Raw genomic sequence first — 26002 nt, 5'->3', positions numbered from 1 at the left:
GTACAATTGAATACTCTGTCATACACATCCCACCCTTAGTAAATTTAATTGCTTAAACAATTTTAAGTTATCATAGGGGGAAGAACGAACAAGTGATAGAAATTACACTTTAGTGACTAAGGAGTGAATTTTTTGTGAACATTTGCCTTTTTGGAGCAACAGGAAGGGTAGGAATGGTTATTCTCGCTAATGCATTAGCCGCGCAGCATTCTGTCCAAGCCTTGGTAAGAGATTCAAAAAAATTAAATCGAGAAGCTGCAGGGGTTTCAGTTTGGGAGGGTAATGTCTTAAACGAGAGCGATATTGCCCAGTCTATCGCAGGCTCTGATGTGGTCATTAGTGCCTTAAATACTGATGGGAGCTCCAAACTTTCTAGATCGATGCCGTTCATAATCAATAATATGAAAAAGTGTGGCATTAAACGAATTATTACGATTGGTACGGCGGGGATCCTACAGGCTCGTTCGCAGCCTGAAATATACCGCTTTCAATCGGCAGAGTCGAGACGGAAAAGCACTCGTGATGCCGAGGAACATTTAAAAGCCTATTTGCTGTTAAAGGATTCCGGGCTCGATTGGACGATTGTTTGTCCTACCTATTTACCGGTTGGCGAAAGGGTGGGTCATTACAGATACGAAAAAGATTATCTCCCCGAAAATCCTTCCTCAATCTCAATCTATGACACCGGCGATTTTGCTTTTCAGCAGCTTTTTAGCAATGAGTTTTTTGGAACACGGGTCGGGCTTACATATTGAAAGCAGGGTGTCAGGCACCAACAAAATGGTGCCTGACACCCTGTGCTTATTTATCCGGCCAGGTCTGTACTGCCTTGCTGGAGCTGATACATTTGATAATATTTTCCCTTATTGGCCATCAATTCATCATGGTTGCCTTTTTCAACAATCGTCCCGCGGTCTAATACAAGAATTTGGTCTGCATGCCGGATTGTCGATAATCGATGGGCAATGATAAACGTTGTTCGGCCTTTTTTCAAGACATCCATTGCTTCTTGAATAAGTGCTTCAGTCTCCGTATCAATACTGGAGGTGGCTTCGTCAAGAATTAGAATCGCTGGATTAAAGGCGAGCGCCCGGGCAAACGAAATCAGCTGCCGCTGTCCGCTTGAAAGTGTACTCCCCTTCTCGATGACCGGCTCGTCATAGCCATTCTCTAAATTCCTGAACACCTTTTCTGCGCCAACTTCCTTTAAGGCCTTCTCGACTTTTTCCCTTGTGATTGAAGGATCATCTAAGCTTACGTTCGAAGCAATCGACCCTGTAAACAGATAGGGATCCTGCAAGACGATACCCATATGATCACGAATTGTTTGGCGCGGAATACTTTCGATATCCCTGCCATCAATTGTAATTTTCCCCTTTTGAGTATCATAAAAGCGGAAAAGTAAATTCATGATAGAGCTTTTCCCTGATCCCGTATGCCCCACAAGGGCAACCGTTTCCCCGTGCTTTGCTTCAAAATTAATATCCTTAAGCACATATTCGCCTTCTTTATAGCCAAATGAAACATGATCAAAGGTTACATTCCCTTTAAAACGTGAAATTCGCTCCGTGCTGACATTTTCACCAGGCTCATCCATCAGCTTAAAGACGCGCTCCCCGGCAACAAGTGCCTGCTCTAAATTAGCTAATTGATTGACTATGCCTGTGACAGGCTGAAAGAGGCGATTAATATAATCCACAAACGCATATAGCACTCCCAGTGAGATGACATTTGAAGGAAGCAGCGCCTGCCCGCCGAAATACCAAATAAATGCCACAAAGACTAGGTTTCTTAAAATCCCAACTAAGTTATGAGAGGTTAAGGCATTTAAACTTAGCATTTTATTTTGGTAGGTAAAATGCTCATGATTTAGCTTTTCAAAATCCGCTTGCGTTTCTTTTTCACGGCCGAAAGCTTGAATAATACTCATCCCCTGAATCGATTCATTGATGGTCGCATTAATATCGCTGTTCCGCGAACGGATGACACGGTTATATTTAGACGCATACTTCCTGTATAGTAACATCCAAGCAAACAGGATTGGTAATAACAATAAACAAAGCGCCGCCAGCTTCGCGTTCAAGATAAATAAGGCAACATAAATACCAGTAATATAAATGGCGCTGGTAAAAAAGGTGGCAAGCACCGTTACATAAAGTTCACGGATGGCTTCGGTATCATTCGTGATCCTTGCTACCACCTTACCGGCAGGCAGATTATCAAAATATTGAATCGGGAGCCGTTGAATATGGCCAAAGACATCTTCACGCATTTTTTGAATGATGCGGTTGGCCGATTTTTGTAAGAAAAAGCGTTCACCGTATTGAAAAATAGCAGATACAACTAAAAGCCCAAAATAGAGAGCTAATAATTGAAAAATCCCAGGGATCTCCGGCTGGTAAAAGGATAATAGTTCATGTCCCTTGAGGATTTCCGCCTGATAGTCTGCCTCTTCAGAACCCCTTTTTATTACTAACGTTCCTGCCTTCAAGCTTCTTTTTCCATCAAATTCAAGCTTTTGGTCAACAAAAACAAATTTTGCCCCCACCTGCAGTATCTGAACTTGTTTTCCTTTTTGTTCATCATTCAAAAAGTACTTTTCCCGTTTATAATACTTCCCGTTATAATGAACTGCCTGTTTGCCATTTTGTGTTTCATACCAGACAGTCTCGATGCCTAAAATATGTTGGTCAATAATATTTTTGGCAATAAACGGTCCTGCCAGGTCCGTTACGACCGAGATGGTCAGCATGAACAATGCAGCAATAATAATTTTTTTATAAGCATAGGCATATCTGAGCAGTCGTCTTCCCGTTGTCATGCTGTCACCCCATTTTCAAGCTTTTTCTCCACCTGTTGGCGTAAAAATTGTTCCTGATACCACCCGTCCTGCTCCAAGAGCTGTTCATGTGTACCTTCTTCGATAATTCGGCCTTCATCCAAGACAATGATATGATCAGCATGCTGGACAGCTGACATTCGATGAGTGGTAATAATCGTCGTTTTTTCTTTCCTTACCTCGCGAATATTATCAATAATGCTTTTTTCTGTTTTGGCGTCGACCGCTGATAGGGAATCATCAAGAATAAGGATTTCCGGATTTTTTATAAGCGCGCGGGCAATCGAGATACGTTGTTTCTGACCACCAGAAAGTGCTACCCCCTTCTCACCAACAAGTGTACTTAAACCTTTAGGAAGCATTTCTAAATCCTTGCGAAAGGCAGCTAAATCAATGGCTGTCTCTAAATCTTCATCACTCGCATCTTTTCTGCCAAAAAGGATATTTTCTTTCACACTTCTGGAAAAAAGCACATGGTCCTGCGGCACATACCCAATCCAGTCACGAACCTGGCTCAAAGTTTGTTCCTCTAATGGAACACCGGCAATGGATAACTCACCTGTACCAAGTGGATACTGCCGTAATAATTGTTTAATAAATGTCGTCTTTCCGCTGCCAGTTTTGCCGACAATCCCTAGTGTCTCCCCTTGAAGCAGCATTACATTAATATTTTCGAGATTATCACCTTTTGAGGATGGATAACGGAAAGATACCTTTTTATAGTCAATCCGATTGGCTGTTGTAACCTCCAGCGGCTGAAGAGGATTGCCGACTTCCGCCTTGTAGTTGAGCGTTTCATTGACACGGTCTAGCGAAGCATTCCCCCGCTGCATCACATTGATTAATTCACCAATCGCAAACATCGGCCAAATCAGCATCCCTAAATAAACATTAAAAGAAACGAGATTGCCTAATGTAATCGCTTGATGGAAAACTAAATAGGCCCCGTAACCAAGTCCAATTAAATAGCTAATTCCAACAAGGATCTTTATTGTGGGATCAAATAAAGCGTCAATCCTCGCGACGTTAATATTTTTATGATAAACATCTTCAGTTAACTGGTGAAACCGGCTGCTATCGGCCTTCTCTTGGACATAGGCGCGAATCACGCGCACCCCGGCGACAGATTCGAGCACACGGTCATTTAACTCCCCGAAAGCATCTTGCGCTTCCATAAAACGAGTATGAATTCTTTTTCCATAAACCTTCATTAAAATGGCCATAATTGGCAGCGGAATAATCGACGCTAAGGTCAGTTTCCAGCTAATGAAAAGTCCCATTGTCATCAGCAATGTCAGCATCCATACACTTGAATCCACGAGTGTTAAGATACCAAACCCTGCAGTATTTGAAATTGCCTTTAAGTCATTGGTGGCCCGGGCCATTAAATCCCCTGTCCGGTTTTTTTCATAAAAGCCCGGAGTCATTTTTAATAAGTGATTCACAAACCTTGAGCGAAGCTTTCTTTCAACGAGGAATGCCCCTCCAAACAAGCGATACATCCATACATAGGTGATGGCGTAGGATGCTATCATGATGAAAAGAAGAATACCAAGATAGCGAAAAATTTTCTCGTTACTGATGATACCGATATGAATATCATCAATCGCCGTCCCAATCAATTTTGGCGGGATAACATCTAAAATACCCACTATAATTAATAGCGTTACCGCTATGGCATATCTCTGCCAATTTTCTTTAAAAAACCAACTTAACTTTTTTAATACTGCGAACATTGTTGTTTTCCCCCTTTTGTTTAACTATCCGCCTGCTGTCTCATCTGTTTTTTGTGCTAGTCTAACCTCTTGTATCATTAACATGTCATGTTCCCCCTCAGTGTTTTTTGATTAAAAAGAGGCATACCGCAAATAGTGCAGTATGCCCCCTTTAAAAATAGAGACAAAAAAACACACGTTACGTTTCAAATAAGAACGCAACCTGTGTTCATGTCATTTGATCAATTAAAATCGAAAAATTAGACAGAAGCTTCTTCAGGACAGGTTACATTCACATATAAAGTTGTTGAATAAAAGTTGTTTAATTTAATCATCACGTAACCCTCCCTTTCCTTTTATTTCTTCCTTTGTTAGATTATCACTGGTTCATTTAAATGTCAATTCCCATTTTTCAGAATTGTCCTGCCCAGACTGCAGTTCCCAAACTTCCTTACCAGGAATGAAATCAGTCGTAACATTCATCATCATTTTCAGCCACCTCTATTTTTATGAAATATTTTTCGAACAAATAGTAAATAAAATAGGGTTGGCATCGGGGCTTGAATTAATCCGACAATTCCCCATAGCCAATAATTATGATTATGTTTCCTCGCATTCATAAATAAATATATGCTTTGCAAGAGCAAAATAACGACAACAACAATTGGAATAAATAATGGAATGTCCTTACTCATTTCTGGTCGCCTTCTTTATTAGCCGAACACTAGTGTAAGACGCGATAAATATTGTCGTTATGATTTGGACAATAACAAAAATAGTTGGCATTTGATAAAGGGAAACAAGCATCCCACTTATAATGATGAATGCTACAATAAAAAATACCGATAAATCTCTGATAAGCTTTCTTCTAGTATGTTGCTGTTCTTCTACTACCATTTGTTCAAACCATTGTAGATTGGGCGTATAAACAGGGAATTGATCGATTTTATTCAATCCCTCATGTAGCTCGTGAATAGCATCAAAGTCTTGTTTATTTTGTTCTTCGCTGTTCAGTATAATGACTTTCTGTTTCTTCACCTAGCTTCAGCTCCCTTCTGACTGACCTTATTCCGTTATGCACCCGTGATTTAACCGTTCCGGGAGAAAGTTTCATCCATTCTCCAATTTCGTCGTATGAGTAACCATAATAATGCTTTAAAATGATCGGAATCCGGACATCCTCCGGCAGTTTCCCAAGCGCATCAAGAGCGTCATTCCATTCCTCATTTCTGCTTTCAAAATGCCATTTCAGCTTACGAAAGACTTCCTCTTGCCCTTTCCAGTTCTTTTCCTTCTTTTTCTTTCTGCATTGGTCTATGTATGAATTCGTCGCAATTGAAACCAGCCAGGTGGTAAATTTACTTTGACCATTATAAAGGTGAATCTTTTGAATACATTTCGCCATTGTCTCCTGTGCTAATTCTTCTGCTGTATCAGGATTCATTGTAATTTTCATTAAATACTTTACGAGAAATGGATAATTTTCTTTAAACAACATGGCAAATGCAAGATGGTCCCCTTCTTTAGCATTTTTAATCAATGCATCCATTCGGAAATAGTCCTCTCTTTCCCCAACATCCTTGCCTATCTCTTTATCTAGTTAGACGTGTGAAACAGCAAATTGTTCATTCTATTTTTATAGCTTCAAGTTTTTTTATGTAAATGTCAATAATTGTACATATGTTTTTTTAGTTTATCGACATTTTTTTTATAAAATGAAACTGATGTTTAGTTTGAATAAAGAAAGGATGTGCCTTATGGCTTATAAGCCGCGGGACGAACGGGGAGAAATAGCGATTTTAAGAATCTTAAATGCTAGAATGGTTTTGTCTGATGATGAAAAATGGAACTACTTGAAGATGAAAAAGGGTTTTGAAGGGGAAGTGATGTTTGATTCTTTAACTGAGAAGCTTCAGTGTGAATGTTATGTTTTAAATGATTTGCTAATTGAGTTAGACAATTCGAAGTTTCAAATTGACACGTTGGTTATTCAAGACACGATACACCTTTTTGATGTTAAAAATTATGAAGGCGATTATAGTTATGAAAACGGTGATTTCTTCTCCAAGTCCGGTAAGTTAACTAGTAATCCGCTTTCCCAATTAAAACGATGTGATTCCTTACTCCGCCAATTGCTTCAAAAATATGGTTATAAACTGACCGTTGAACCGTCGTTAGTGTTTATTAACCCCGAATTCACTCTATATCACGCTACTAAACAAGAACCTATTATTCATCCTACACAGGTTAATGCCCTAATGAAAAAATTAAATTCGTGGACCGGGAAGGTTAACGGAAAACATAAAAAGCTTGCTGATCTATTAGTTTCCCTGCATCAGATTGAATCTCCGTATCCCAGGGTACCCCATTATAGTTTTGAGGGGGTCCGGAAGAAAATGAATTGTTCATTATGCCAATCGTTTTCGGTAACTGTTAATGGGAGGAAGATAGTTTGTGATAATTGCGGGTGCGTGGAGGGTGTCGATGCTGCTGTGTTACGGATTGTGAAGGAACTAAAGCTCCTATTTCCGGAGCGGAAGGTGACTACTAATTTGGTTTTTGAATGGTGTGGAGGGGTTATATCGGTACATATAATTAGAAGGGTTTTACATCAAAACTATAAAACTTTAGGATCTGGCAGGTGGTTATATTACGAGTAATGCCTCGCTTCTCTTTATGGATTACCTGCAACAAGGGTGGGAAATTACCTTTTTTCTCTTATCAGTGGTAGAAAAAATTATGTCATGGGAGTAAAAATCGAAAGAGATCGTTCTACTTTGATTTTTCCTCTCTTTTTTCAGCTAAATATCGAAATAGAACCACTCTACTTCGATGTTTCCCCTCTTTTTCATGCCAATCATTGAAGTAGAACTATTCTACTTCGATGTTTCCCCTCTTTTTCATGTCAATCATTGAAGTAGAACCACTCTACTTCGATGTTTCCCCAACTTTTCCAAGACAACGTTGAATTAGAACTACTCTACTTCAACAATAACCCTCGTTTTTCGGCCATACCTCGAATTAGAAAAAGGGCGCGAACTCCCCCGCGCCCCTAAACCCTCAATGTCCATGCCCATTACCCTTACCTTTACCCTTACCTTTATCCTTACCCTTCCCTTTCCCCTTCTTCCCCCATTTTTCTTTTTGTTTATTCCACTTTTCTTCCCACTTCTGAACCTCATTTTTGAATTTCTCTGGAAAGTCCTTCTTATTCTTTTCTTCTTCTTTCTTCTTTTTCTCTTCAATCAATGGGGCAATATGCGGCACGTTAAAACTTTGGTTAGGTGAATTTCTGAGTGCTGCCGACATCACCTCACGGAAGACAACGGAGGATCCTGTATTGCTCACAGGTGTTATATAATGCTCTGCATCCGTTTTATCATAACCAACCCAAATAGCTCCGACTAATTGTGGTGTATAACCAACAAACCATTGATCCTTTAGACCATTGATTCCTTTTATCGGGACTTGCGTTGAGCCTGTTTTGCCTGCAGTTTCCCGACCAGGGATTTGCGCCGCTTTTCCTGTTCCCTGCTCCACAACACCAAGCAGCATCGTCGTCATATTGTCGGTAACTGCTTTGGTTGTCACCCGTTCTTTTTTCACTTTCCATTCAGCTACCACCTTCCCATCTGCATCCACAATTTTCTTGATCACATGGGCTTTCATTCGTACACCATTATTAGGAAAAACCGAAAAGGCTTCTGCCATATTCAATGGCGAAACACCCTTATGCAAACCACCAAGGGCAATCGATAAATTACGGTCCTCTTTATCTAACTTAATACCAAACCGTTTAATTGAATCTAATCCTTTTTCGATTCCCAGCTCATTTAACATCCAGACAGCCGAAACATTTTTTGATTCCTTTACGGCCTCATACATCGGCACTTCGCCCGCATATTGATGATCATAATTGCTAGGTTCATAATTGCCGAACTTCAGCGGTTCATCCTTTAACATATCCGTTATTTTCCAGCCATCTTCAAGCGCGGGGGTATAAACAGCTAAAGGTTTGAAAGAAGAGCCTGGCTGTGCCTTTAATTGGGAGGCACGATTGTAGCCCCTAAAGGTATGTTCTCCCCTCCCGCCAACAAGAGCCCTTACCCCGCCTGTTATAGGATCTAGTAAGACGCCGCCGCTTTGAATAAGTCGATCTTTTCCCTCCTGAAACAGGGCATCGTTTTGATATGTTTTCTCAAGAGCCGTTTGCATGTCTGGGTCAAGCTCTGTATAAATTTGATAGCCTCCGGTTAACAATTCATCCTGCGAAAACCCGTGGCTATTAATTGCTTCTTCCAATACCTGGTCAACATAGTAAGGGAACTTACCACGGAATGGATCGCCGCCCTTATCATTCAATACCACTTTCTCCTGTTTTGCTTTTTCAAATTGCCGGCTGGAAATATAGCCCTGTTTCTGCATTTGAATTAAAACGATATTTCGTCTTTCAGTGGCCTTTTCCATATGTTCGTACGGATTCAGGGCTGATGGCGCTTTTATTAATCCTGCCAGGAGGGCCGATTCACCGATAGACAAGTCTTTTACCTCTTTGGCAAAATACTTACTAGCGGCCTGTTTAATTCCCCAGGCACCATTTCCGAAATAAATTTGGTTTAAGTACATTTGCAGGATTTCCTGTTTCGAATAGTTCCGTTCAATCTCAAGTGCTAAAAATACCTCCTGCAACTTCCTTTTTACCGTTTTCTGCGATGTGAGTAACGTATTTTTCGTCAATTGCTGCGTTATCGTGCTCCCGCCTTCGACCATCCCTCCTGCCTTTATGTCACGAAATAAAGCCCTTGAGGTTCCAATATAATCGACACCGTGATGTTGATAAAAACGATGGTCTTCAATTGCAACGATGGCATTTTTCATTGATGCTGGGACTTGTTTGATTGAGACACCCTCATTTTTATTGGCAGAAACCTTACTTGCCACTTCCCCACTGCTATCAAAAAACACCGTTGGCTGTGGAAGCTCATCCTTGAGAGCTGATATATCAACACCCTTGGCATAGAAAAATAGAATCCCGAAGAAAACTAAGATAATAACTAACAACGTTAACACGACTAACTGGACCAAATGTCCCTTTCTCCAATTTTTAAAAATACTACGATCTTTATCTTTCAATACCAAATGTATTCATCCTTTATTTTTAATCTACAACAGATATAATTTTCGATTATTTGCTAGTTTTTATGACGGTTTGGCTAAGAAATTACAGCAAACGTCAAAAAAGAAAAGACGGCAGCGGTAAACTCCATCTTTTTTAGTTTATCCCTTATTCACTTTTAGCTAATTCTTTAAAGCGAGATTTTGACTGCTTTTCATTAACACTGCTAAAAACTCGGTAATTTTTTTCATCCAATATCCGATAATGTTTACTAAGAATATTTTGCTGGAGGATAAATCCGTTTTTCTTCGATACAACTTTCCACCATACCCGGCCGCCTAACGTTTTTGTTTTTCTAAAGTCTATCCCTTCACGGGCAACCGTTTCTAGCACTTCAAGCGGCTCATTCCCAAATAAAAATTGAACGGTTTCCGTTTCCCGAAAAAGAGCACAAATCGAAACGGCCGTAGACCAGTTGGCGTGGACCCTGCCTTTTTCAATTTGCACAAGTGTTTTCTTTGAGACACCAATGATTTCAGCCATTTTATCCTGGGTATAACCTGCTTCAGTTCGTATCAGGCGAACTTTTTCGGAAATCTGAATAATAATTTCATCCCTGGTCATGTTAAGCCCTTCCTTCAAATACGTCTAGTGTAATTTTACACAAGTTTATCTAATCATTCAAATAATTGGATTAAAAAACTGCTATCCATCACAGATAGCAGTTTTATATTTATTGTATTTTGGGCGGCATACCGCACTGGCTTGAACATGAATTTTTCAAATCGCATGCAGCGCATTTTCCCTTTTTCGATTTATTAATAAATTTCACCAAAGCCCAGCTTGCGTATCCGAAAATAGCTGCACCTATCACAATACTGGCTATCATTTGCTCCACCTCTTTTTAGAATTACACAAGTCCAAACAATTTACCGCCTTGATAGATGACCAAGGACAAAATATAAGCAAGTGCAAATGCGTAGATCATTGAAAATGCTGTCCATTTTTTCGAGTTAGTTTCTTTATAGATAGTTGCGACGGTTGCTAAGCACGGAATATACAACAAAATGAAAACCATAAAGCTGTATGCCGCAAGCGGTGTATAGTAGCTAGCTAAAAGCCCCTGCAAGCTGGCATCATTAGGGACAAAATAAATAATGTTCATGGTCGAAATGATTGCTTCTTTTGCTAAGAAGCCTGTAATTAATGAAGCAGCAGCCTGCCACGTCCCAAAGCCAATTGGCTCCAGTATTGGTGCGATGACATTCCCAATTGCTGCTAAAAAGCTGTCATCCATATCCACGTTTAAACCATTAGGACCAACATACGATAACAGCCAGATAAAGACGGAGCCGGCAAAAATAAAGGTCCCAGCCTTTCTTACAAAACCTTTAGCTTTATCCCATGTACTTCTCCATAGCGATTGAAACTGGGGAAGCCTGTACGGCGGCAGCTCAATAACGAATAAAGAAGTTTCCGATTTTAGGATGGTAGAAGAAAAAATCTTGGCCAAGATTAATGCAACAACGATACCTAGCACATAAAGACTTAAGACAACAAATGCCTTATTACCTGCAAAAAAGGCGCCAACAAATAATGCATATACTGGCAAACGGGCCGAACAAGACATTAACGGTGTGAGAAGAATCGTTAAAAGTCGCTCCCTTGGTGCCTCAATTGTTCTTGCCGCCATGATTCCAGGTACATTGCAGCCAAAACCAATCATCATTGGAATAAATGCCTTCCCGTTTAGTCCGACTGATTCCATGATTCGGTCCATAACTAAGGCCACTCGTGCCATATATCCAGAATCCTCTAATAACGAGATAAAGAAGAAAAGAATAAAGATCTGCGGAACAAATACGAGAACCCCGCCAACCCCTGCCACTAATCCATTCAAAATCAAGGCTTGAATAAAATCCGAGGCATTAATTGCTGTTAGTACTGTTTCGAACCCGGAAGTAATTGGACCTGTTAACAAGGTATCTAATGCATCCGATAATGGAGTTCCCAGCCAATCAAAGGTCAGCATAAACATTAAATACATAAGAAGCAGGAAAATTGGCATGCCTAAAAATCGATTCGTAACAATGCTGTCAATTTTTTCCGAAAGAGGAATAATCGAATCACTTTTTCTAGCAACATCAACAATGATCTTCTCAATTATTTCTTTTCTTTTTAAATAAATATAATTTGCTAGTGTTTTGAATGTTTTTTGTTCTTGTAATTTAGACTCCAAGTTTGCCGTAATTTCCGTTAGCTTGTGTGGGTCTGCTATTGTTTTAACATAGTCTTTAACATATTCATTGCCTTCAAAATATTGAATCGCAAGAAAACGCGGCGAATGGTTGGTTTTTCCGCTCAATTCTCCGCTTAAGGATGTTATTGCTTCCTCAACCTCTATCCCATAATAAACGAGGTTCTTTTTCGTTGGCTGCATTGATTTTGTAGAGATAGCATCAATTAGCTTCTCACAGCCCTTTCCGCTTCTAGCAACAACGGGGACGACAGGCACGCCAAGAACCTCGGATAGCTTCTGTGCGTCGATTTGAATTCCACGCTTATTGGCGACATCAATCATATTTAGGCCAATTAGAGCTGGCTTTTCAAACTCTAGCAATTGCAGTGTTAACTGTAAATTTCGTTCTAATTGCGACGCATCTAATATATTTAGCAAGCGGTCAACGGATTCATTTAAAAAGAAAGAAGTGACCACACCTTCATCCTTTGATAAGGGATTAAGTGTGTACACACCAGGTAAATCAATTAAGTGTCCAATATTATTTTTGAAAACGCCGACTTTCTTTTCAACTGTTACACCGCTCCAGTTACCAACATACTCATAGGAACCTGTTAGATTATTAAACAATGAAGTTTTCCCAGTATTGGGGTTTCCAATAAGAGCGATTTCCATTATATTCTCTCCACTTCAATCTGAACTGCTTCTTTGCGGCGGATGCCGACACATTGTCCACAAGATTCAATCATAATCGGGCCGCCAAACGGCATCACGCATTTCACACACACTTCTGACCCTTCAGTTATTCCTAAATCAAGCAAACGTCTTTGAACAAGGTGACCCACATGTGAAATGTCAATGATTTTTCCTTTATCTCCTGCTTTTAAAGAACCAAACATGTATATCACCCTATCCTAGGTTAATTGAGAATGATTATCTTTCTATATTGTCATTTTAACACTAAATCCATATAATAAGCACATAAAATTTGTGACAAATGTACGAAAAGTTTTAAAAAAAAAGGAAAGAGTGGGGACCCTTACCTTTCTTTTGCATTTCATATTAATTTTTTTGCAAAATCATTCTTTTTGGGACCGCACTTATAACTAGAATAATAATGATTGCACTGATAATGAAGCTTGGAAGCATGTACGTTCCATTATAAAGGAGTGAGTAAATCGCAACCGGCTGTCCCTTTGGTGCATATTCGCCAAAGAATACAGCCCCGGCGATTACATGGCAAAAATAGCGAAGCAAACTTCCTAAAAAAGTCCCCAAGACGGCATAGGTAATCCATTTACCTTTTTGCCCTTCTTCAAGAGAATTTTTTATTTTTCCTGCGAAAACGCCTGCTAAGCCCACAACTGTAAAAGCAATAAAGTAATCTATTATCCCTTGAATAATTGTATATATTTGTGCAAATCCAAGTATAAACTGTAATAAGCCTAGTAGAAAGCCCGTTAATAGTCCACCTTTCACACCCCAACGGTAGGCCATTAGGAAAATAGGCACCATCGCAATTGAAATAGACCCCCCCTGCGGCCAAATTCTTAAAGATAAAACCCCTGCAACAAAATCCAATAAATAAGCCAGTGCAGTGAATACTGCTACCTCCGTAATAAATAATGTATTACTTCTCTTTTTGTTCACTCCAATTTCCCCCTCAATTTTTTTAAAACAATAAAAAAAGCAATGCAAGACGATAAGGATTGTCTGCACTGCTTTAATATTCAGCAAACCACATCCCTACGCTAGTGTTAACTAACAGGTTCATAGGGTCAGAACTCAAACGTTCACTCTCAGCCGCCATTAGCAGCTCCCCCTGTGGAAATATTCAATTGTTTCCATAACGAATATACTATTGTTTTACCTCTTTTTCAAGGAAAATATTGCAATCTGTAAGTGATTCCTTTAAGACAATTTTAGCATGGACATATTGGGAAAATAATATTAATTTCATTTTATAAAGGATTTTTGCCGTTATCATCGAATTAACACTGTAATTAGTTTTGTCAATTGGATGGGGGAACAAGCATGATTACGGGAGAACAAACGGAGTTAATCGCATTTTTCAAAAAGAATAAAGAGAAATTGGTCCAAGAATGGGAAAATGCCATTGTCGTCAATCATGGGGATCCCTTTTTAAGGAAAATACATGAAAATGGGGAGGACCTATTGGATGTATTACTTAATGTGGATAAATTACCTAAAGAAGAGCTATTGGTTACCATCGAAACTCTTGCGATAGAAGTATCAGAAGAAAGAGTTATCGCCAATGTTAACCTGGGTGATTTTGTATATAATGTTAATCTTGGCAGAACTATTTTATATCGCTATTTTGGTGAAATAGGAATCCCCTGGCCTGATTTACAAGAATCAATGAATATGATTAATTTTTGCTTTGATAAATTTTTATACTATGCCGTTACACATTATTCGGAGGCAAAAAACAAAATTATCGAAGAAAAAACCATGGTCATCGACTCTACTCACCAGGATCGTTTGACACTTCTTGGTCAGATGACATCAAGTTTTATTCATGAATTTAGAAACCCGCTTACTTCTGTTCAAGGATTTATTCAATTGCTTAAGAGTGATTATCCGAATATGAGGTATTTAGAAATCATTTCAGGTGAGTTGGATCAACTTAATTTTCGTATCTCCCAATTCCTGCTTTTATCCAAAAAGGAATTGATTGGGAAAGAAAAAGATTCTTATGGGATTAACAAGCTAATTGGTGAAGTATTAAACTTTCTTTATCCAAGCATTCTCGACAGTAAAGTTAAAATTAAAAAGGAATTAGTTGAGGATATTACACTGAATGGTTATGCTGATGAAATTAGGCAGGTTTTCATTAATATCATTTTTAATGCTATTGATGTGCTTAATCATCATGGTATTCCTAATCCCACAATCGAGATTATCAGTAGTTTAGATAATAAACAGTTTATCACCATTTATATTTCCAATAACGGGCCAGCTATTCCAACAGAATTACAAAAAACCATTTTCGAACCTTTTTTCACAACAAAAAAACTAGGTACTGGTCTTGGCTTATTCGTATGTAAAGAAATTATTGAAAAACATAAAGGACATTTAGTCTGTGATTCTGCGCCAGATAAAACCACATTTTCCATTTCCTTACCTATTTCTAATCTATAGCTGTATTAGTCTTAATCCCACTTTATTTAAAGCAGGGATTTTTTTATTTCTTTATAGAATATTCTTCCGGGTCTCATCTATTCTGCATATGATGTACTAAAATTTTCAATTGGGAGAATAGGCTTATGTTTACATTAAAAGTTGATAATGAAATCGAACTTCAATTGTTCCAGCCACACCATGCCTTAGCACTTTATCAGCTTGTCGAGGAAAACCGCGAACATTTGCGTGAATGGATGCCCTGGGTGGATAGTATGAACTCACCATATCATTTTGAGTCAATTATCCCTGTCTGGCTTAGTCAATTTGCCGAAAGTAGTGGACTAAATGTTGGAATCCTTTACAAAGGGGAGCTTGTTGGTTCGATTGGCTTAACTCAATTGGATTGGTACAACAGTATGACAAGCATCGGCTATTACCTTGCAAAAAAAGCGGAGGGTCATGGGGTCATTACTCGTTCAGTCAAAGCCCTGCTTAACTATTCATTTTTCAAATTAGGATTAAACCGTGTCGAAATTCGCTGCGGCGTTAAAAATATAAAGAGCCAGGCGATTCCCGAAAGGCTCGGATTTATTAAGGAAGGGATCATCCGCGACGGTGAACAATTAAACGGCCACTTTCATGATCTCTTCATTTATAGCATGCTGTCCCAAGACTGGAAAAAACGTCCTCCACATTGAAAGCTTTCCGGTAGACATCATTCAGCTTAAGCTGCCAATTAGGCAGCTAATTTTTTATTTTTCCCTTCTTGATTTGCTAATAGAATTTTTTTTTGAAATAATAAAAAAGAGTAAAACGTAAGCGAGGTGGCAGGCCTTACTATTGTAAGGTAATAGATGATTTGGATGAACTTGGGAATAATTGCACTGCTGATTGCCTTAACCGCATTTTTTGTGGCCTCAGAATTTGCGATGGTTAAAGTCCGCACAACAAGAATTGATCAATTATTATCAGAAGGAAACCAAAAAGCTGAAATAGCAAAGAAAGTAATTTCCAATTTAGACGGCTATTTATCTGCCACTCAAGTTGGAATAACAATCACTTCATTAATATTGGGCTGGTTAGGTGAACCAACAATAAGGAAAATGTTGAATCCTGTTTTTGAATGGATTCAATTGCCGTTATCATTAACGCAGGTTATTTCGTTTATTTTTGCCTTTGCCATCATCACCTTTTTTAATGTTGTTATTGGCGAATTAGCACCAAAAACATTTGCGATTCAAAAGTCCGAGGAAATAATCATGCTGTTTGCCCCTGCCCTAATTTTTTTCTATAAACTGATGTACCCTTTTATTTGGGCTCTTAATAGATCAGCTCGGTTTGTTACTGGCCTGTTTGGAATTCAACCTATTTCAGATCAGGATATGGTCCTTTCTGAAGAGGAATTGCGGATGATTCTTTCGCAAAGCTACGAAAGCGGGGAAATTAATCAATCCGAATATCGGTATATGAATCGTATTTTCGAATTCGATAATCGAATTGCTAAGGAAATCATGGTACCCCGAACTGAGGTTATTACCCTTTCCAAGGATGCAGCCATGGCAGAGATTATTGAAATTGTAAAGGAAGAAAAATACACAAGATACCCTCTTATTGATGGTGACAAGGACAATATTTTAGGGATTGTTAATATTAAGGAAATACTAACCGATTGTATACAGCAAAAATGTAGTGAAGAACAGCCGCTCCTCCCTTATTTAAAGCCGGTTATTCATGTTATTGAAACCATCCCGATTCAGGAATTATTAGTCAAGCTGCAAAAGGACAGAACTCACATGGCCGTTTTATCGGACGAGTATGGCGGTACGGCGGGAATCGTAACGGTCGAGGATATTCTTGAGGAAATTGTCGGTGAAATACGGGATGAATTTGATATTGATGAACTCCCTCTTATTCAAAAAAAAGGCGAAGCCCACTTTATTTTAGATGGCAAGGTCCTCATAACCGAGGTAAACGATCTCCTCGGTACCACGCTCGAAGAGGAAGATATGGACACAATTGGCGGATGGTTTTTAACACAAAAATTTGATGTAAAAAAAGGGGATACCATCGAAAGGGATCAATATGTGTTCAAAATTAAAGAAATTGAAGGGCACCATATTGTATTTATTGAGGTAACAAAATTCCCGGCGTCTCCAGAGTAGGAGACGTTTTTTATAAGTTTAATTTTTGTAATATTTAGCCTATTTTGTTCATATTCACGTTAATTTGCCATAAAATGTAGATATCAACCTGTATCCAAACTAGAACGTTTGACTGTATGGTTTAAATTCTTTATAATTATTGTTAATTTACAAAGTTGTCGAGGTGGTATAATGACCATGAGACAAGATTAATAGAAAACTAGATATTAGAATGAGAAATACCGAAACATGATACGCGTAGATTTTCTTTATAAAACTGGGAGGTGACTCCTTACCCGTTTAAAAACGGGATAAGGGAACTTATTTGGACATATTTAACTTGGTGATTATAGCCATTTTAATTGCTTTAACTGCTTTTTTTGTTACTTCAGAATTTGCCATTGTTAAAATTAGAAGTTCAAGAATTGATCAGTTAATAGAAGAAGGAAATTCGAAGGCTGTTTCAGCAAAAAAGGTGATTTCGAACTTAGATGAATATTTATCCGCCTGTCAATTAGGAATAACCATCACTGCCCTCGGGTTAGGGTGGAAAGGACAATCGACAATCGAGGAGCTGCTTGGCCCCCTTTTCCTTAAAATAAATATTCCTGAAGGCGCAACGCAGATATTATCCATTGGGCTTGCGTTTGCAACCATTACTTTTTTACATGTAGTGGTCGGTGAACTTGCACCTAAAACACTGGCGATTCAGAAGGCAGAACTAATTACCTTAGTAGTGTCTCGTCCGCTTATCCTATTTTATAAGGTCATGTACCCCTTTATTTGGGTACTTAATGGGTCAGCAAGAATTGTTTCCAGCCTTTTTGGACTTAAGCCTGTTTCCGAAAACGAAATTGCCCATACGGAAGAAGAACTTCGAATTATTCTGTCTGAAAGCTATAAAAGCGGTGAAATTAACCAATCAGAGTTTAAGTATGTAAATAAAATCTTTGAATTTGATAACCGAATTGCGAAGGAAATTATGGTTCCAAGGACGGAAATGGTTTCATTGTCTAAGGATGATACTTTAGAGACATTTATTCAGGTATTACGTGTTGAGAAATTTACAAGGTATCCGATCATTGATGGTGATAAGGACCATATTATTGGGCTTGTTAATATTAAGGAAATCATGACCGACTTAATTGGGAATGAAAATCTATCTACTGGAAACTTAGAATACTATACACGTCCAATTATTAGAGTAATAGAGACCATCCCCATCCATGATTTACTTGTGAAGATGCAAAAAGACCGTGTCCATATGGCGATATTAATGGATGAATATGGCGGTACATCGGGACTTGTAACGGTTGAAGATATCCTTGAAGAAATTGTTGGCGAAATTCGTGACGAATTTGATATGGATGAAATTCCAGAGGTTCGGAAAATTAAGGAAAACCATTATATTATTGATTCTAAAGTTTTGGTGACCGAGGTCAATGATTTATTAGGAGTCGAAATTGATGATGAAGATGTGGATACAATTGGCGGCTGGGTTCTTACCGAAAATTATGATGTAAAAGAAGGCGACTTCATTCTTCATGAGACCTATACTTTTAAAATCCTTGATATGGAAGAGCATCATATAAAATATATTGAAGTAACCAAGAATGTTAATAATGAAGAAACAGCCATCAAGCCTTTGGCAATATCCAATTCGGAAGTCCTATCTTAATTAACATATTGTAGACCGATTTTTTCGGTCTATTTTTTTTCGGAAATTATGTGCATATGACCAATCAACAAGCCCGTTGAAAGCATATCCTGCTCATAAGGAGGGATACAAAATGGATCGTTTAGCAAATTTATTTTTAGCTTGTATATTAGCCGGGTTTGCCCTAATTCATATGCCAACAATTTCGTTTTTATCTGGTCTGTCATCATTTTTTCATGATGTCGGGGCACTTGCAATTTTAGTATTTTCTTTTCTTTTACTTTACCTAGGAGTCAAAGCGCTTTTTACCAAGTTATAAGCAATTTTATTATCAATAAAAAAAAGATCAGATTTTTATTCTCTGATCTTTTTTATTTTAAGCTAATATTATGATTATTTGGATTTAATAATGAGTATATCTTCTTCCGCCTTTGCAATTTTCACCAAATGAGAATCAAGGCGCCTATTGACCTGCTGAATTTCGCTATTGTGTGAATCCTCAATCCGCTGAAGTGATTCTTTTATATCAGAAAGGTCGATTTGGTTTACCGCTACCCTGTGCTCAATGCTGTCTACCTTTTCTAATCTCGAAAGTCTTCTCCCGATATTTTCCAGTGTTTCATTGAATGTATGAATTAAACTTTTTATATCTTTCACATTTTCAGTCAACTTTTCGAACTCTTGCTCCATCGTCAAAAACTCCTTTTTTATTTTTCTTTTCTTATTGCCTTTATTTTATCACGGTTTTCACTATAAACATGTTACAAAAACAGCAACAATCGACCTTTGAAAAAACATTTAAATTAATTAAGAAGTTTTTGCCATGGCACTCATATTTTCCATACCCTTAGTACATAGCCCCCTCCTCCACATTGATCAATGAATTTAATCTTTACTTTATAGGGATACAATTCTTTTAATAAATTCCTCCACGTAAGTTATAATTATTGGCTCTTTTAATTAAAGCGCTTTTTACATAATATGTTGTTGATTTTTAGCACAGTTGTGAACGTTTCCAAACAAATAAATGAACATTTTTTTAAATAACCTTTGTTAATGGAAGCCCGTGCCTTATATCACAGGCAAAACAGGTAAAAAGTTATAATCTTTTACTATAAGGAAATGGATAATCAATTCTTGCAGCCATTTCTATCCTTATGACTCATACCCACTAGGAAAAGGTTGGTGTATAAATATGTTTATTTCTATCGATGAAAGAGCAACTTCATGGTTCTCAAGAGAATTCGAATTTAACAAACCATTCAGCATTCGGATGTTCCCCCAATATGCTGGGTTTGGACAGAAGCATAAAGGTTATTGTATGGCTTTTTCAGCTGAACTTCCTGCCAACGTTGGATTTACGAGAGAAGTAAATGGAATTACTTTTTTTGTTGAAGGCAGTGATATTTGGTTTTTTGAAGATACTGAAACATACTTGTCCGTCGATAATCGCGTTGATGAAATACAGGTAACCTTCAAAGAAGAGGCTGTCATTTCAATTAATTAATCCAAAAAAAACAAGCCAGGCTACCTACCGGCTTGTTTTTTTGTCTTTTTAGTTAACTTGTTTATCTAGACCTGGTGCAAGTAATTTTGCGCTTTCAAATATTGTGCCAAGCTTTTGTTCAGCCTCTGTGAAGGCAGCATTCGCTGCATCAAGAGATGGAGTGTCTTTTTTTAATTCTTCTGCTTTAGTATGGTAAGAAGCGGCAAAATCTTTAAGTACTGCCTCAAGGTCAGCCTTTTGATCTTTTAACCCTGTTGGAATCTGATAGTTAGTTAGCTCATCAGCAACAGCGGCAGCTGCCTCACTTGCTTTTGTCCTGTCTTCAGCCGTTGGTAATTCTTCTTGCTTTGCATCTTCCTTGGACACTTTAGCTACATAAGCATTTAAGTCAGCATCTTTTGCATTAATTTTACTTCCAAGGTCCATATAGAACCTGACTAGTTCTTTCTTAACATCAACTTTGGGAGCTGTTGCAGTTTCCTTCTTTTCTGTTTTTGCATCATCTATGCCTGAGCAAGCAGTTAGCCCAATGGCCATCATTAACGCCGCAAGTAATACCAAGAATTTTTTCATATTAAATTCCCCCTGTATCTCTTTTTATAATCCTCATTTATACTATAAAACTACCTTATATTACTATACTACAAAAATTAAACTATACAATGTATATTATGATTTTAATCTTACCAATCTTGTTTGCTGTATTATTTTGAAAATTAGGAATAAATTGTGAAGTATGTTACAATAATGAAATTTTTTGTATATAATAAGGATATAACCAAAGAAACCATTCAGTGGCTGCATTCCATGCACGTAACCGGTCCTTTACACAAAGACTGTATTAAGGGGGGAAATAGCATGAAACACCAGTTTACAAAATACCCGGGCAATGTTCCTGAAAATTTAGAAATAGGATTCGAAGAAACATGGATCTATGTCCATTACAAAATGGGTACCTTTGAAAAAACTGCTTGTCTTTTGAAGAATGAAAATAAATCCGATGAAGCCTATCTTGAAGAATTTTTTGAAGAGAATAAGGTCTCCGAAGAAATGAAAAAAGAGATTAAGGAATTTCTTAAAAATGAAAAGGGTCAAAACGAAAAAAATTGGAATGAATTCGCAAACTTCCTTATGAAAACACTTTCATTGAACATGGTATTTGGGATTACAATTGCACTATCTGTTTATGGTGGTTATAAGCTGGGAGCATTACTAGATGGCCGCTATAATTTTTATCCTGTATTCACATTGATTGGGACATTTTTAGGAATAGGAATTGGTGGATTAACTGTATATTCGATGGTTCATAAATACTTTAAAACTCCTATTCCATTTAGGAAAGAAAAGGAAGATTCTTTATTTTCAGGACAAAAAGATGACAAAGATTACCCCGTTATAGATGCCGGCATAGAAGAGGTTCGTAATGCTGTAAGAAAGTTTTCCGACAATTTGCCAAAAGGTGTTTATCGAACCATCCTTGTACTGGAGGATAACAGTATTGACTTTCAACAGCTTACTTCTTTTCTTGGCGGGATTCCTTCCAAAAAATACTATATGTCTAAGGAAACCTATGATTTATTTGAAGAAAGTGACAAGCAGATTCCAATCGAAATGGATCTAGTTCAAAAAGCAGTTGACTTATACGTGAAGGAACATAAAGAATACCCTATGCTTAAATTCGACCCGCATCACCGGGTGAATTATTATCAGTTATTGCAGGATCGTTATTTAAAAGCAGCGCCTGAAATCCAATTTTATATTACCGACCTTGATGGCCTCATTACACATATCCGACCACAGAAAAAGAAATTGGATAACTCCTAACTCCCCTCACAGTTGAGCGGAGTTTTTATTTTTCTATCATTGGTATAGGAATGTTACCTTTAACTCCCACTATGCCCTCCATTCCATACATCGCGTATAGGAAACTTGCGCTTTTACTAGTGAAATTGAGATAATAGCATTAGGCAACACTATTTATAAAAAATGAGGGGTTACAAAGATGTTAATACAGAAAAATAAATCGCGGCATCTAGCGACTATTTCTCTTGCAGTGATGGGAATTGGTTTTTTGGCAACCATGCCTATACGACATTCACTTTGGGGAACGATCCTGCAGGGTGGTTTTGAAGCAGGTCTTGTTGGGGGACTTGCTGATTGGTTTGCCGTAACAGCATTATTTCGGCATCCACTTGGTATTCCTATCCCACATACGGCGCTTCTGCCGAAAAACCGTAAAAGAATAATCGCAGGAATTATTTCAATGTTAGAAAATGATTGGCTAACCAAGGAGAGCATTCGGAAAAAGATTGAAACCATCAAATTCGCAGAAAAACTATTGGGGCTTATCGATAAGGAACTACCTTCTCCAGCGGTACAAAAAAATTTCACAACCCTTACGCAGCATTTGATAAAAAAGATAGATATAAAAAAAATAGTACCCTTTGTTGAAAAGGAATTAAAATCTCGACTGAATGAAATAGATAGTAAGAATTATCTACCAATGCTTATTGATCAGATAACCATAAGAAAGTATGATGAGAAGACACTCGATTTCATCCTAAAGGAAATTGATGAATGGGCTAGGAAAGAAAGTACAAAATATAAGCTTGGTGGCTTAGCGGTGGATGCCGTGGAAAATATTAAAGCAGATGGGTTTATGCAGTTTGCTTTAAGATCATTTAGTAACCTTGTTAATGAAGAAAAGTTGGGTAATATTATCCAAAATCTGATTCTAAAAGGTGTGGATAGCTATCGCGATCCCTTTAATCAAAATAGACAAACATTGATGATCCATATTCATAAAAAACTGCAATCGATAAAAAGCGATGAAAAGATTTATGAGGAACTTAATAATTTTAAAACACAGTTAATTGCCAAATGGGAACCACACGAACAAATTTCCGATTTATTAACTCAATTACAGCAGAAAGTTTATGAATTCGTGGCAAACCCCCTCTTCTTCGGTGATTATATCCTTCCTCTTATTAAGAATGGTCTAGAGGAAATAAAGGAAAATCCGGAAAAAATGAACCAGTTTGAAACATGGGTCAAGAAACAAATTTCCAGTTTTGTTGATAAAAATCATTCAAAAATCGGCAGACTTGTCGAGGAAAACTTAGAAAGGCTAGATGATAAAACACTCGTTAACATGGTAGAAACGAATGTTGGTAAAGATCTGCAATGGATCCGTGTCAATGGGGCTGTTTGTGGATTTATGATTGGATTAGTTTTAGTCGGGATAAAAGCCTTCTTTTGATTCTTATCTGAAAGAGCAACCTTGAATTATAAAGGGTTGCTCTTTTTCATGCCTCTAAAAAAATACACATCCTGTCCTCCAATGGCCAAGTTCTTTTTCGGCATTTTCCAACATATTTACTACTGTAGTCAAAATATTAAAGTGAAAAAGGGGGCAGGATCATGGCAATAAAGTTTATCAAGATTTCTGTTGTCTATTTTGTCATCGGTGTTTGTATTGGGATGTATATGTCGATGGCACATAATTACACCTTAACTCCTGTACACGTACACATCAATTTATTAGGGTGGATGTCATTGGCAGTAGCTGGTCTCGTTTACGTTGCTTTTCCAAGTGCAGCGCAAACGACATTAGCAAAGGTTCACTTTTGGCTTCATAATATTGCCCTGCCAATCATGATGATTGGGCTTGCATTTTTAGTAACTGGTACAGAAAGTGCCGAGCCTGCGGTTGCGGTCGGCGGCACATTGATGGTTTTGGGGATTATTATATTTGCAATAAATGTCCTTAAAAATGTAAAAAACTAACCTGCCTTTTTGGTATTATTTATTTAATTTGTCGAACTTTAATTACCTTTTAAGCAGATAAAAGACGCCATTCTTGATGGCGTCTTTTTAGTTTCCCTTATAGACGTACTGATCCTTAGGGGCGGATGTCTTTGTCCACTTTTCTACATTTAAAATAGGGATATTGGTTTTAAAGGGTTGATAATATAGCGTCGATATTTTCCCTTTTACGGTAATCCACTCGTCATTACCAAGCTTTGTGCCCGCTGGCATATCGACCAGCATTCCAAAAACCCCGGAGTCAGCAATACAATGAATGATGCCGAAACGAAATACGAAAATCTGATTTTTATCTATTGTCTCAGCATCGTTAAATACAAACCCTTTAAATTCAATTTCTTTATCTAGGAAATCGCCCGGAAAGTTATATATGGTTTCCATCCCATTTAAATAATTTTTATCATTTAGTGCAATCGTTTTTTGATTGACATATTTTTTCTTTTCATTTTTCATACGGGAATCGTATTCATCTTTTGCATAATAAACACTTGTGTCTGGACGCAGGAATTGCTGTTGCATAAACGGATCTCCTTTTCCCTCATCATAGATTGGGAAATGGAAGCCTTTTGCCTTCACAATATTCGAATCAAGGGTTGCAATCGGGAAAAATAATCCAGAAATAATCGGAAACGCGAAAATCGGATAGATCAAAAGCTTTTTGTACCACTTGTCTTCTTTTGAATGATTGTGTCCGCCATGATCATGTTCGCAGCCGGTTTCTCTTGAATGATCCTTGTTCAACATCAAAATTTGGACGATGGTTAAGACTAATAACGCATAACCGGCTATCGCTGATAGGTACGAATACTTCATGTTGATATATTTTGAAATATCACCACTAAGATGCAATTGAAAGATTAAGTAGGTAAAGCCAATTAAAATTAAACTCCTTATCATGGGTCAACCTCCTAAAACAACAAAGAGTACACAAAGACAACAGCAAATACAGATGAAACAATCATAAATACAAGCCGTTTTTTAAATGTAGCCAGCATCATCAATAAATTCTTAATATCAACCATCGGACCAAAAACTAAAAAGGCCAATAATGAACCAGTCGAAAACGTTGTTCTAAAGGAGGAAGCAATAAAAGCATCCGCTTCGGAACAAAGAGAAAGAATAAAGGACAAAGTCATCATAACAAAGGATGATGATACGGGACCTTGACCAATCGAGACAAGCGTGGCCGTTTTCACGTACGTTTGGACAGCTGCTGCAATGAGGGAACCAATCACTAAATACTTCCCCATTGAGAAAAATTCTTCCACTGCATGTTCAAGTGTCCGCCAAACTTTTTGCAGGACAGTTGTTTTTTCTTCGTGATGATGGTGATGATGATAGGATTCTTTAAACGGATTTCCTTTGTAGCGATAAGCAATTAAAATTCCTACTGCAAATGCAACTACAAGCGCTCCAATCGAGCGGAAGATCGGCATTTTCCAGTGTCGCTGCCGAAGGCGATATAAGTTGCAAATAGAACAACGGGATTGATGATTGGAGCGGTTAACATAAAAGCAATTCCCGCTGATATTGGCACTCCTTTTGCGACAAGACGGCTAACAATTGGAACAATCCCACATTCACACGATGGAAATAAGATTCCTAAAAAACTAGCAAAAATCACCGCGAGAACCTTATTTTTCGGCATAATCTTAGCGATCATTTCTTCAGTGACAAATATTTGGATGATCCCAGAAATAAGCACCCCTAAAGTAACAAAGGGCAGGGCTTCAATTAGTATCGAAATAAAGATGGTATTCATCTGTAAAAATGATTGCGGTAATGAGATACCAAACATTGTAGTAGTCCTCCTATATTT

General features: G+C 37.9%; 25 protein-coding genes, 1 pseudogene and 1 riboswitch. Of the genes and pseudogenes, 11 read left to right on the top strand and 15 right to left on the bottom strand.

Features of this window, described 5'->3' with window-relative positions; all coding sequences use genetic code 11:
* Window positions 1-134: 134 nt before the first annotated feature.
* Window positions 135-755: an NAD(P)-dependent oxidoreductase gene (locus tag BSO02S_RS14085; RefSeq protein ID WP_066068279.1), complete on the top strand. Its 621-nt coding sequence runs from the start codon at window positions 135-137 to the stop codon at window positions 753-755.
* A 50-nt stretch (window positions 756-805) separates the two neighbouring features.
* On the opposite strand, the gene BSO02S_RS14080 is transcribed toward BSO02S_RS14085, so the two are convergent.
* The 5 genes from BSO02S_RS14080 to sigY form a co-directional block, all read right to left on the bottom strand.
* Window positions 806-2821 (bottom strand): ABC transporter ATP-binding protein, encoded by a 2016-nt coding sequence (locus tag BSO02S_RS14080; RefSeq protein ID WP_066068276.1) that lies wholly within the window; start codon window positions 2819-2821, stop codon window positions 806-808.
* Window positions 2818-4575: an ABC transporter ATP-binding protein gene (locus BSO02S_RS14075; protein ID WP_066068274.1), complete on the bottom strand. Its 1758-nt coding sequence runs from the start codon at window positions 4573-4575 to the stop codon at window positions 2818-2820. Before BSO02S_RS14075 ends, BSO02S_RS14080 begins: the two co-directional genes overlap by 4 nt.
* 470 nt (window positions 4576-5045) lie before the next feature.
* Complete coding sequence (locus BSO02S_RS14070; protein WP_066068271.1) at window positions 5046-5249, bottom strand: sigma-Y antisigma factor component; 204 nt, start codon at window positions 5247-5249, stop codon at window positions 5046-5048.
* Window positions 5242-5592: a YxlC family protein gene (locus tag BSO02S_RS14065; protein WP_066068268.1), complete on the bottom strand. Its 351-nt coding sequence runs from the start codon at window positions 5590-5592 to the stop codon at window positions 5242-5244. The genes BSO02S_RS14070 and BSO02S_RS14065 overlap by 8 nt, the downstream gene beginning before the upstream one ends.
* Window positions 5546-6103: an RNA polymerase sigma factor SigY gene (gene sigY, locus BSO02S_RS14060; protein ID WP_066068266.1), complete on the bottom strand. Its 558-nt coding sequence runs from the start codon at window positions 6101-6103 to the stop codon at window positions 5546-5548. Before sigY ends, BSO02S_RS14065 begins: the two co-directional genes overlap by 47 nt.
* A gap of 208 nt (window positions 6104-6311) precedes the next feature.
* Here sigY and BSO02S_RS14055 point away from each other — a divergent pair, with 208 nt between their 5' ends.
* Complete coding sequence (locus BSO02S_RS14055; protein ID WP_066068263.1) at window positions 6312-7214, top strand: nuclease-related domain-containing protein; 903 nt, start codon at window positions 6312-6314, stop codon at window positions 7212-7214.
* 400 nt (window positions 7215-7614) lie between these two features.
* On the opposite strand, the gene BSO02S_RS14050 is transcribed toward BSO02S_RS14055, so the two are convergent.
* From BSO02S_RS14050 to thiT, 6 genes are all read right to left on the bottom strand, one after another.
* Window positions 7615-9693, bottom strand: coding sequence for a transglycosylase domain-containing protein (locus tag BSO02S_RS14050; protein ID WP_066068260.1), 2079 nt, complete (start codon window positions 9691-9693; stop codon window positions 7615-7617).
* 145 nt (window positions 9694-9838) lie between these two features.
* Window positions 9839-10294, bottom strand: coding sequence for a helix-turn-helix transcriptional regulator (locus BSO02S_RS14045; protein ID WP_066068254.1), 456 nt, complete (start codon window positions 10292-10294; stop codon window positions 9839-9841).
* Window positions 10295-10403: 109 nt separating this feature from the next.
* Window positions 10404-10559 (bottom strand): FeoB-associated Cys-rich membrane protein, encoded by a 156-nt coding sequence (locus BSO02S_RS14040; protein WP_066068251.1) that lies wholly within the window; start codon window positions 10557-10559, stop codon window positions 10404-10406.
* A 21-nt stretch (window positions 10560-10580) separates the two neighbouring features.
* Window positions 10581-12584 carry a ferrous iron transport protein B gene (feoB, locus tag BSO02S_RS14035; RefSeq protein WP_066068248.1) on the bottom strand — a complete coding sequence of 668 codons (2004 nt, stop codon included), beginning with the start codon at window positions 12582-12584 and terminating at the stop codon, window positions 10581-10583.
* Window positions 12584-12808, bottom strand: a complete 225-nt coding sequence (locus BSO02S_RS14030) for a FeoA family protein (RefSeq protein WP_024030721.1) — start codon at window positions 12806-12808, stop codon at window positions 12584-12586. The genes feoB and BSO02S_RS14030 overlap by 1 nt, the downstream gene beginning before the upstream one ends.
* Before the next feature lie 163 nt (window positions 12809-12971).
* Window positions 12972-13559 (bottom strand): energy-coupled thiamine transporter ThiT, encoded by a 588-nt coding sequence (gene thiT / locus BSO02S_RS14025; RefSeq protein WP_066068478.1) that lies wholly within the window; start codon window positions 13557-13559, stop codon window positions 12972-12974.
* A 76-nt stretch (window positions 13560-13635) separates the two neighbouring features.
* A riboswitch (TPP riboswitch) is annotated at window positions 13636-13742 on the bottom strand.
* 201 nt (window positions 13743-13943) lie between these two features.
* On the opposite strand from thiT, the gene BSO02S_RS14020 reads away from it, so the two are divergent.
* The 5 genes from BSO02S_RS14020 (at window position 13944) to BSO02S_RS14000 (ending at window position 19170) form a co-directional block, all read left to right on the top strand.
* Window positions 13944-15071: a histidine kinase N-terminal domain-containing protein gene (locus BSO02S_RS14020; protein ID WP_066068245.1), complete on the top strand. Its 1128-nt coding sequence runs from the start codon at window positions 13944-13946 to the stop codon at window positions 15069-15071.
* A 125-nt stretch (window positions 15072-15196) separates the two neighbouring features.
* Window positions 15197-15751, top strand: coding sequence for a GNAT family N-acetyltransferase (locus tag BSO02S_RS14015; RefSeq protein WP_066068241.1), 555 nt, complete (start codon window positions 15197-15199; stop codon window positions 15749-15751).
* 156 nt (window positions 15752-15907) lie between these two features.
* Complete coding sequence (locus BSO02S_RS14010) at window positions 15908-17215, top strand: hemolysin family protein (RefSeq protein ID WP_066068238.1); 1308 nt, start codon at window positions 15908-15910, stop codon at window positions 17213-17215.
* Between the two features lie 304 nt (window positions 17216-17519).
* Window positions 17520-18872, top strand: a complete 1353-nt coding sequence (locus tag BSO02S_RS14005; RefSeq protein WP_066068235.1) for a hemolysin family protein — start codon at window positions 17520-17522, stop codon at window positions 18870-18872.
* A gap of 112 nt (window positions 18873-18984) precedes the next feature.
* Entirely contained in the window at window positions 18985-19170 is a 186-nt protein-coding gene (locus tag BSO02S_RS14000) for a hypothetical protein (RefSeq protein WP_066068232.1), read from the top strand.
* A gap of 74 nt (window positions 19171-19244) precedes the next feature.
* Here BSO02S_RS14000 and BSO02S_RS13995 read toward each other — a convergent pair whose 3' ends face one another.
* A complete protein-coding gene (locus BSO02S_RS13995) occupies window positions 19245-19541 on the bottom strand; it encodes a hypothetical protein (protein WP_066068229.1) in 297 nt (98 codons plus the stop codon).
* A gap of 505 nt (window positions 19542-20046) precedes the next feature.
* On the opposite strand from BSO02S_RS13995, the gene BSO02S_RS13990 reads away from it, so the two are divergent.
* Entirely contained in the window at window positions 20047-20358 is a 312-nt protein-coding gene (locus tag BSO02S_RS13990) for a HesB/YadR/YfhF family protein (protein ID WP_066068226.1), read from the top strand.
* Between the two features lie 48 nt (window positions 20359-20406).
* Here BSO02S_RS13990 and BSO02S_RS13985 read toward each other — a convergent pair whose 3' ends face one another.
* Window positions 20407-20931, bottom strand: coding sequence for a hypothetical protein (locus BSO02S_RS13985; RefSeq protein ID WP_066068225.1), 525 nt, complete (start codon window positions 20929-20931; stop codon window positions 20407-20409).
* Window positions 20932-21216: 285 nt separating this feature from the next.
* Between BSO02S_RS13985 and BSO02S_RS13980 the strand changes: the two genes are divergently transcribed.
* The 3 genes from BSO02S_RS13980 to BSO02S_RS13970 all read left to right on the top strand — a co-directional run bounded on the left by BSO02S_RS13980 (window position 21217) and on the right by BSO02S_RS13970 (window position 24144).
* A complete protein-coding gene (locus tag BSO02S_RS13980) occupies window positions 21217-22182 on the top strand; it encodes an AtpZ/AtpI family protein (RefSeq protein WP_066068223.1) in 966 nt (321 codons plus the stop codon).
* Window positions 22183-22360: 178 nt separating this feature from the next.
* Window positions 22361-23617 (top strand): DUF445 domain-containing protein, encoded by a 1257-nt coding sequence (locus tag BSO02S_RS13975; RefSeq protein WP_066068220.1) that lies wholly within the window; start codon window positions 22361-22363, stop codon window positions 23615-23617.
* Window positions 23618-23778: 161 nt separating this feature from the next.
* Window positions 23779-24144, top strand: coding sequence for a cytochrome-c oxidase (locus BSO02S_RS13970; protein ID WP_066068217.1), 366 nt, complete (start codon window positions 23779-23781; stop codon window positions 24142-24144).
* An 87-nt stretch (window positions 24145-24231) separates the two neighbouring features.
* On the opposite strand, the gene BSO02S_RS13965 is transcribed toward BSO02S_RS13970, so the two are convergent.
* Together BSO02S_RS13965 and BSO02S_RS13960 are read right to left on the bottom strand one after the other, a co-directional pair.
* A complete protein-coding gene (locus BSO02S_RS13965) occupies window positions 24232-25080 on the bottom strand; it encodes a TIGR03943 family putative permease subunit (protein ID WP_066068214.1) in 849 nt (282 codons plus the stop codon).
* An 11-nt stretch (window positions 25081-25091) separates the two neighbouring features.
* Window positions 25092-25981: pseudogene (locus tag BSO02S_RS13960) on the bottom strand (permease).
* Between the last annotated feature and the right edge of the window lie 21 nt (window positions 25982-26002).

Source organism: Neobacillus soli NBRC 102451 (genome assembly GCF_001591665.1).
Lineage (GTDB): Bacteria > Bacillota > Bacilli > Bacillales > Cytobacillaceae > Neobacillus > Neobacillus soli.
The sequence above is the reverse complement of the archived record's forward strand: the minus strand, read 5'-3'. Positions and strand labels throughout refer to the sequence as shown.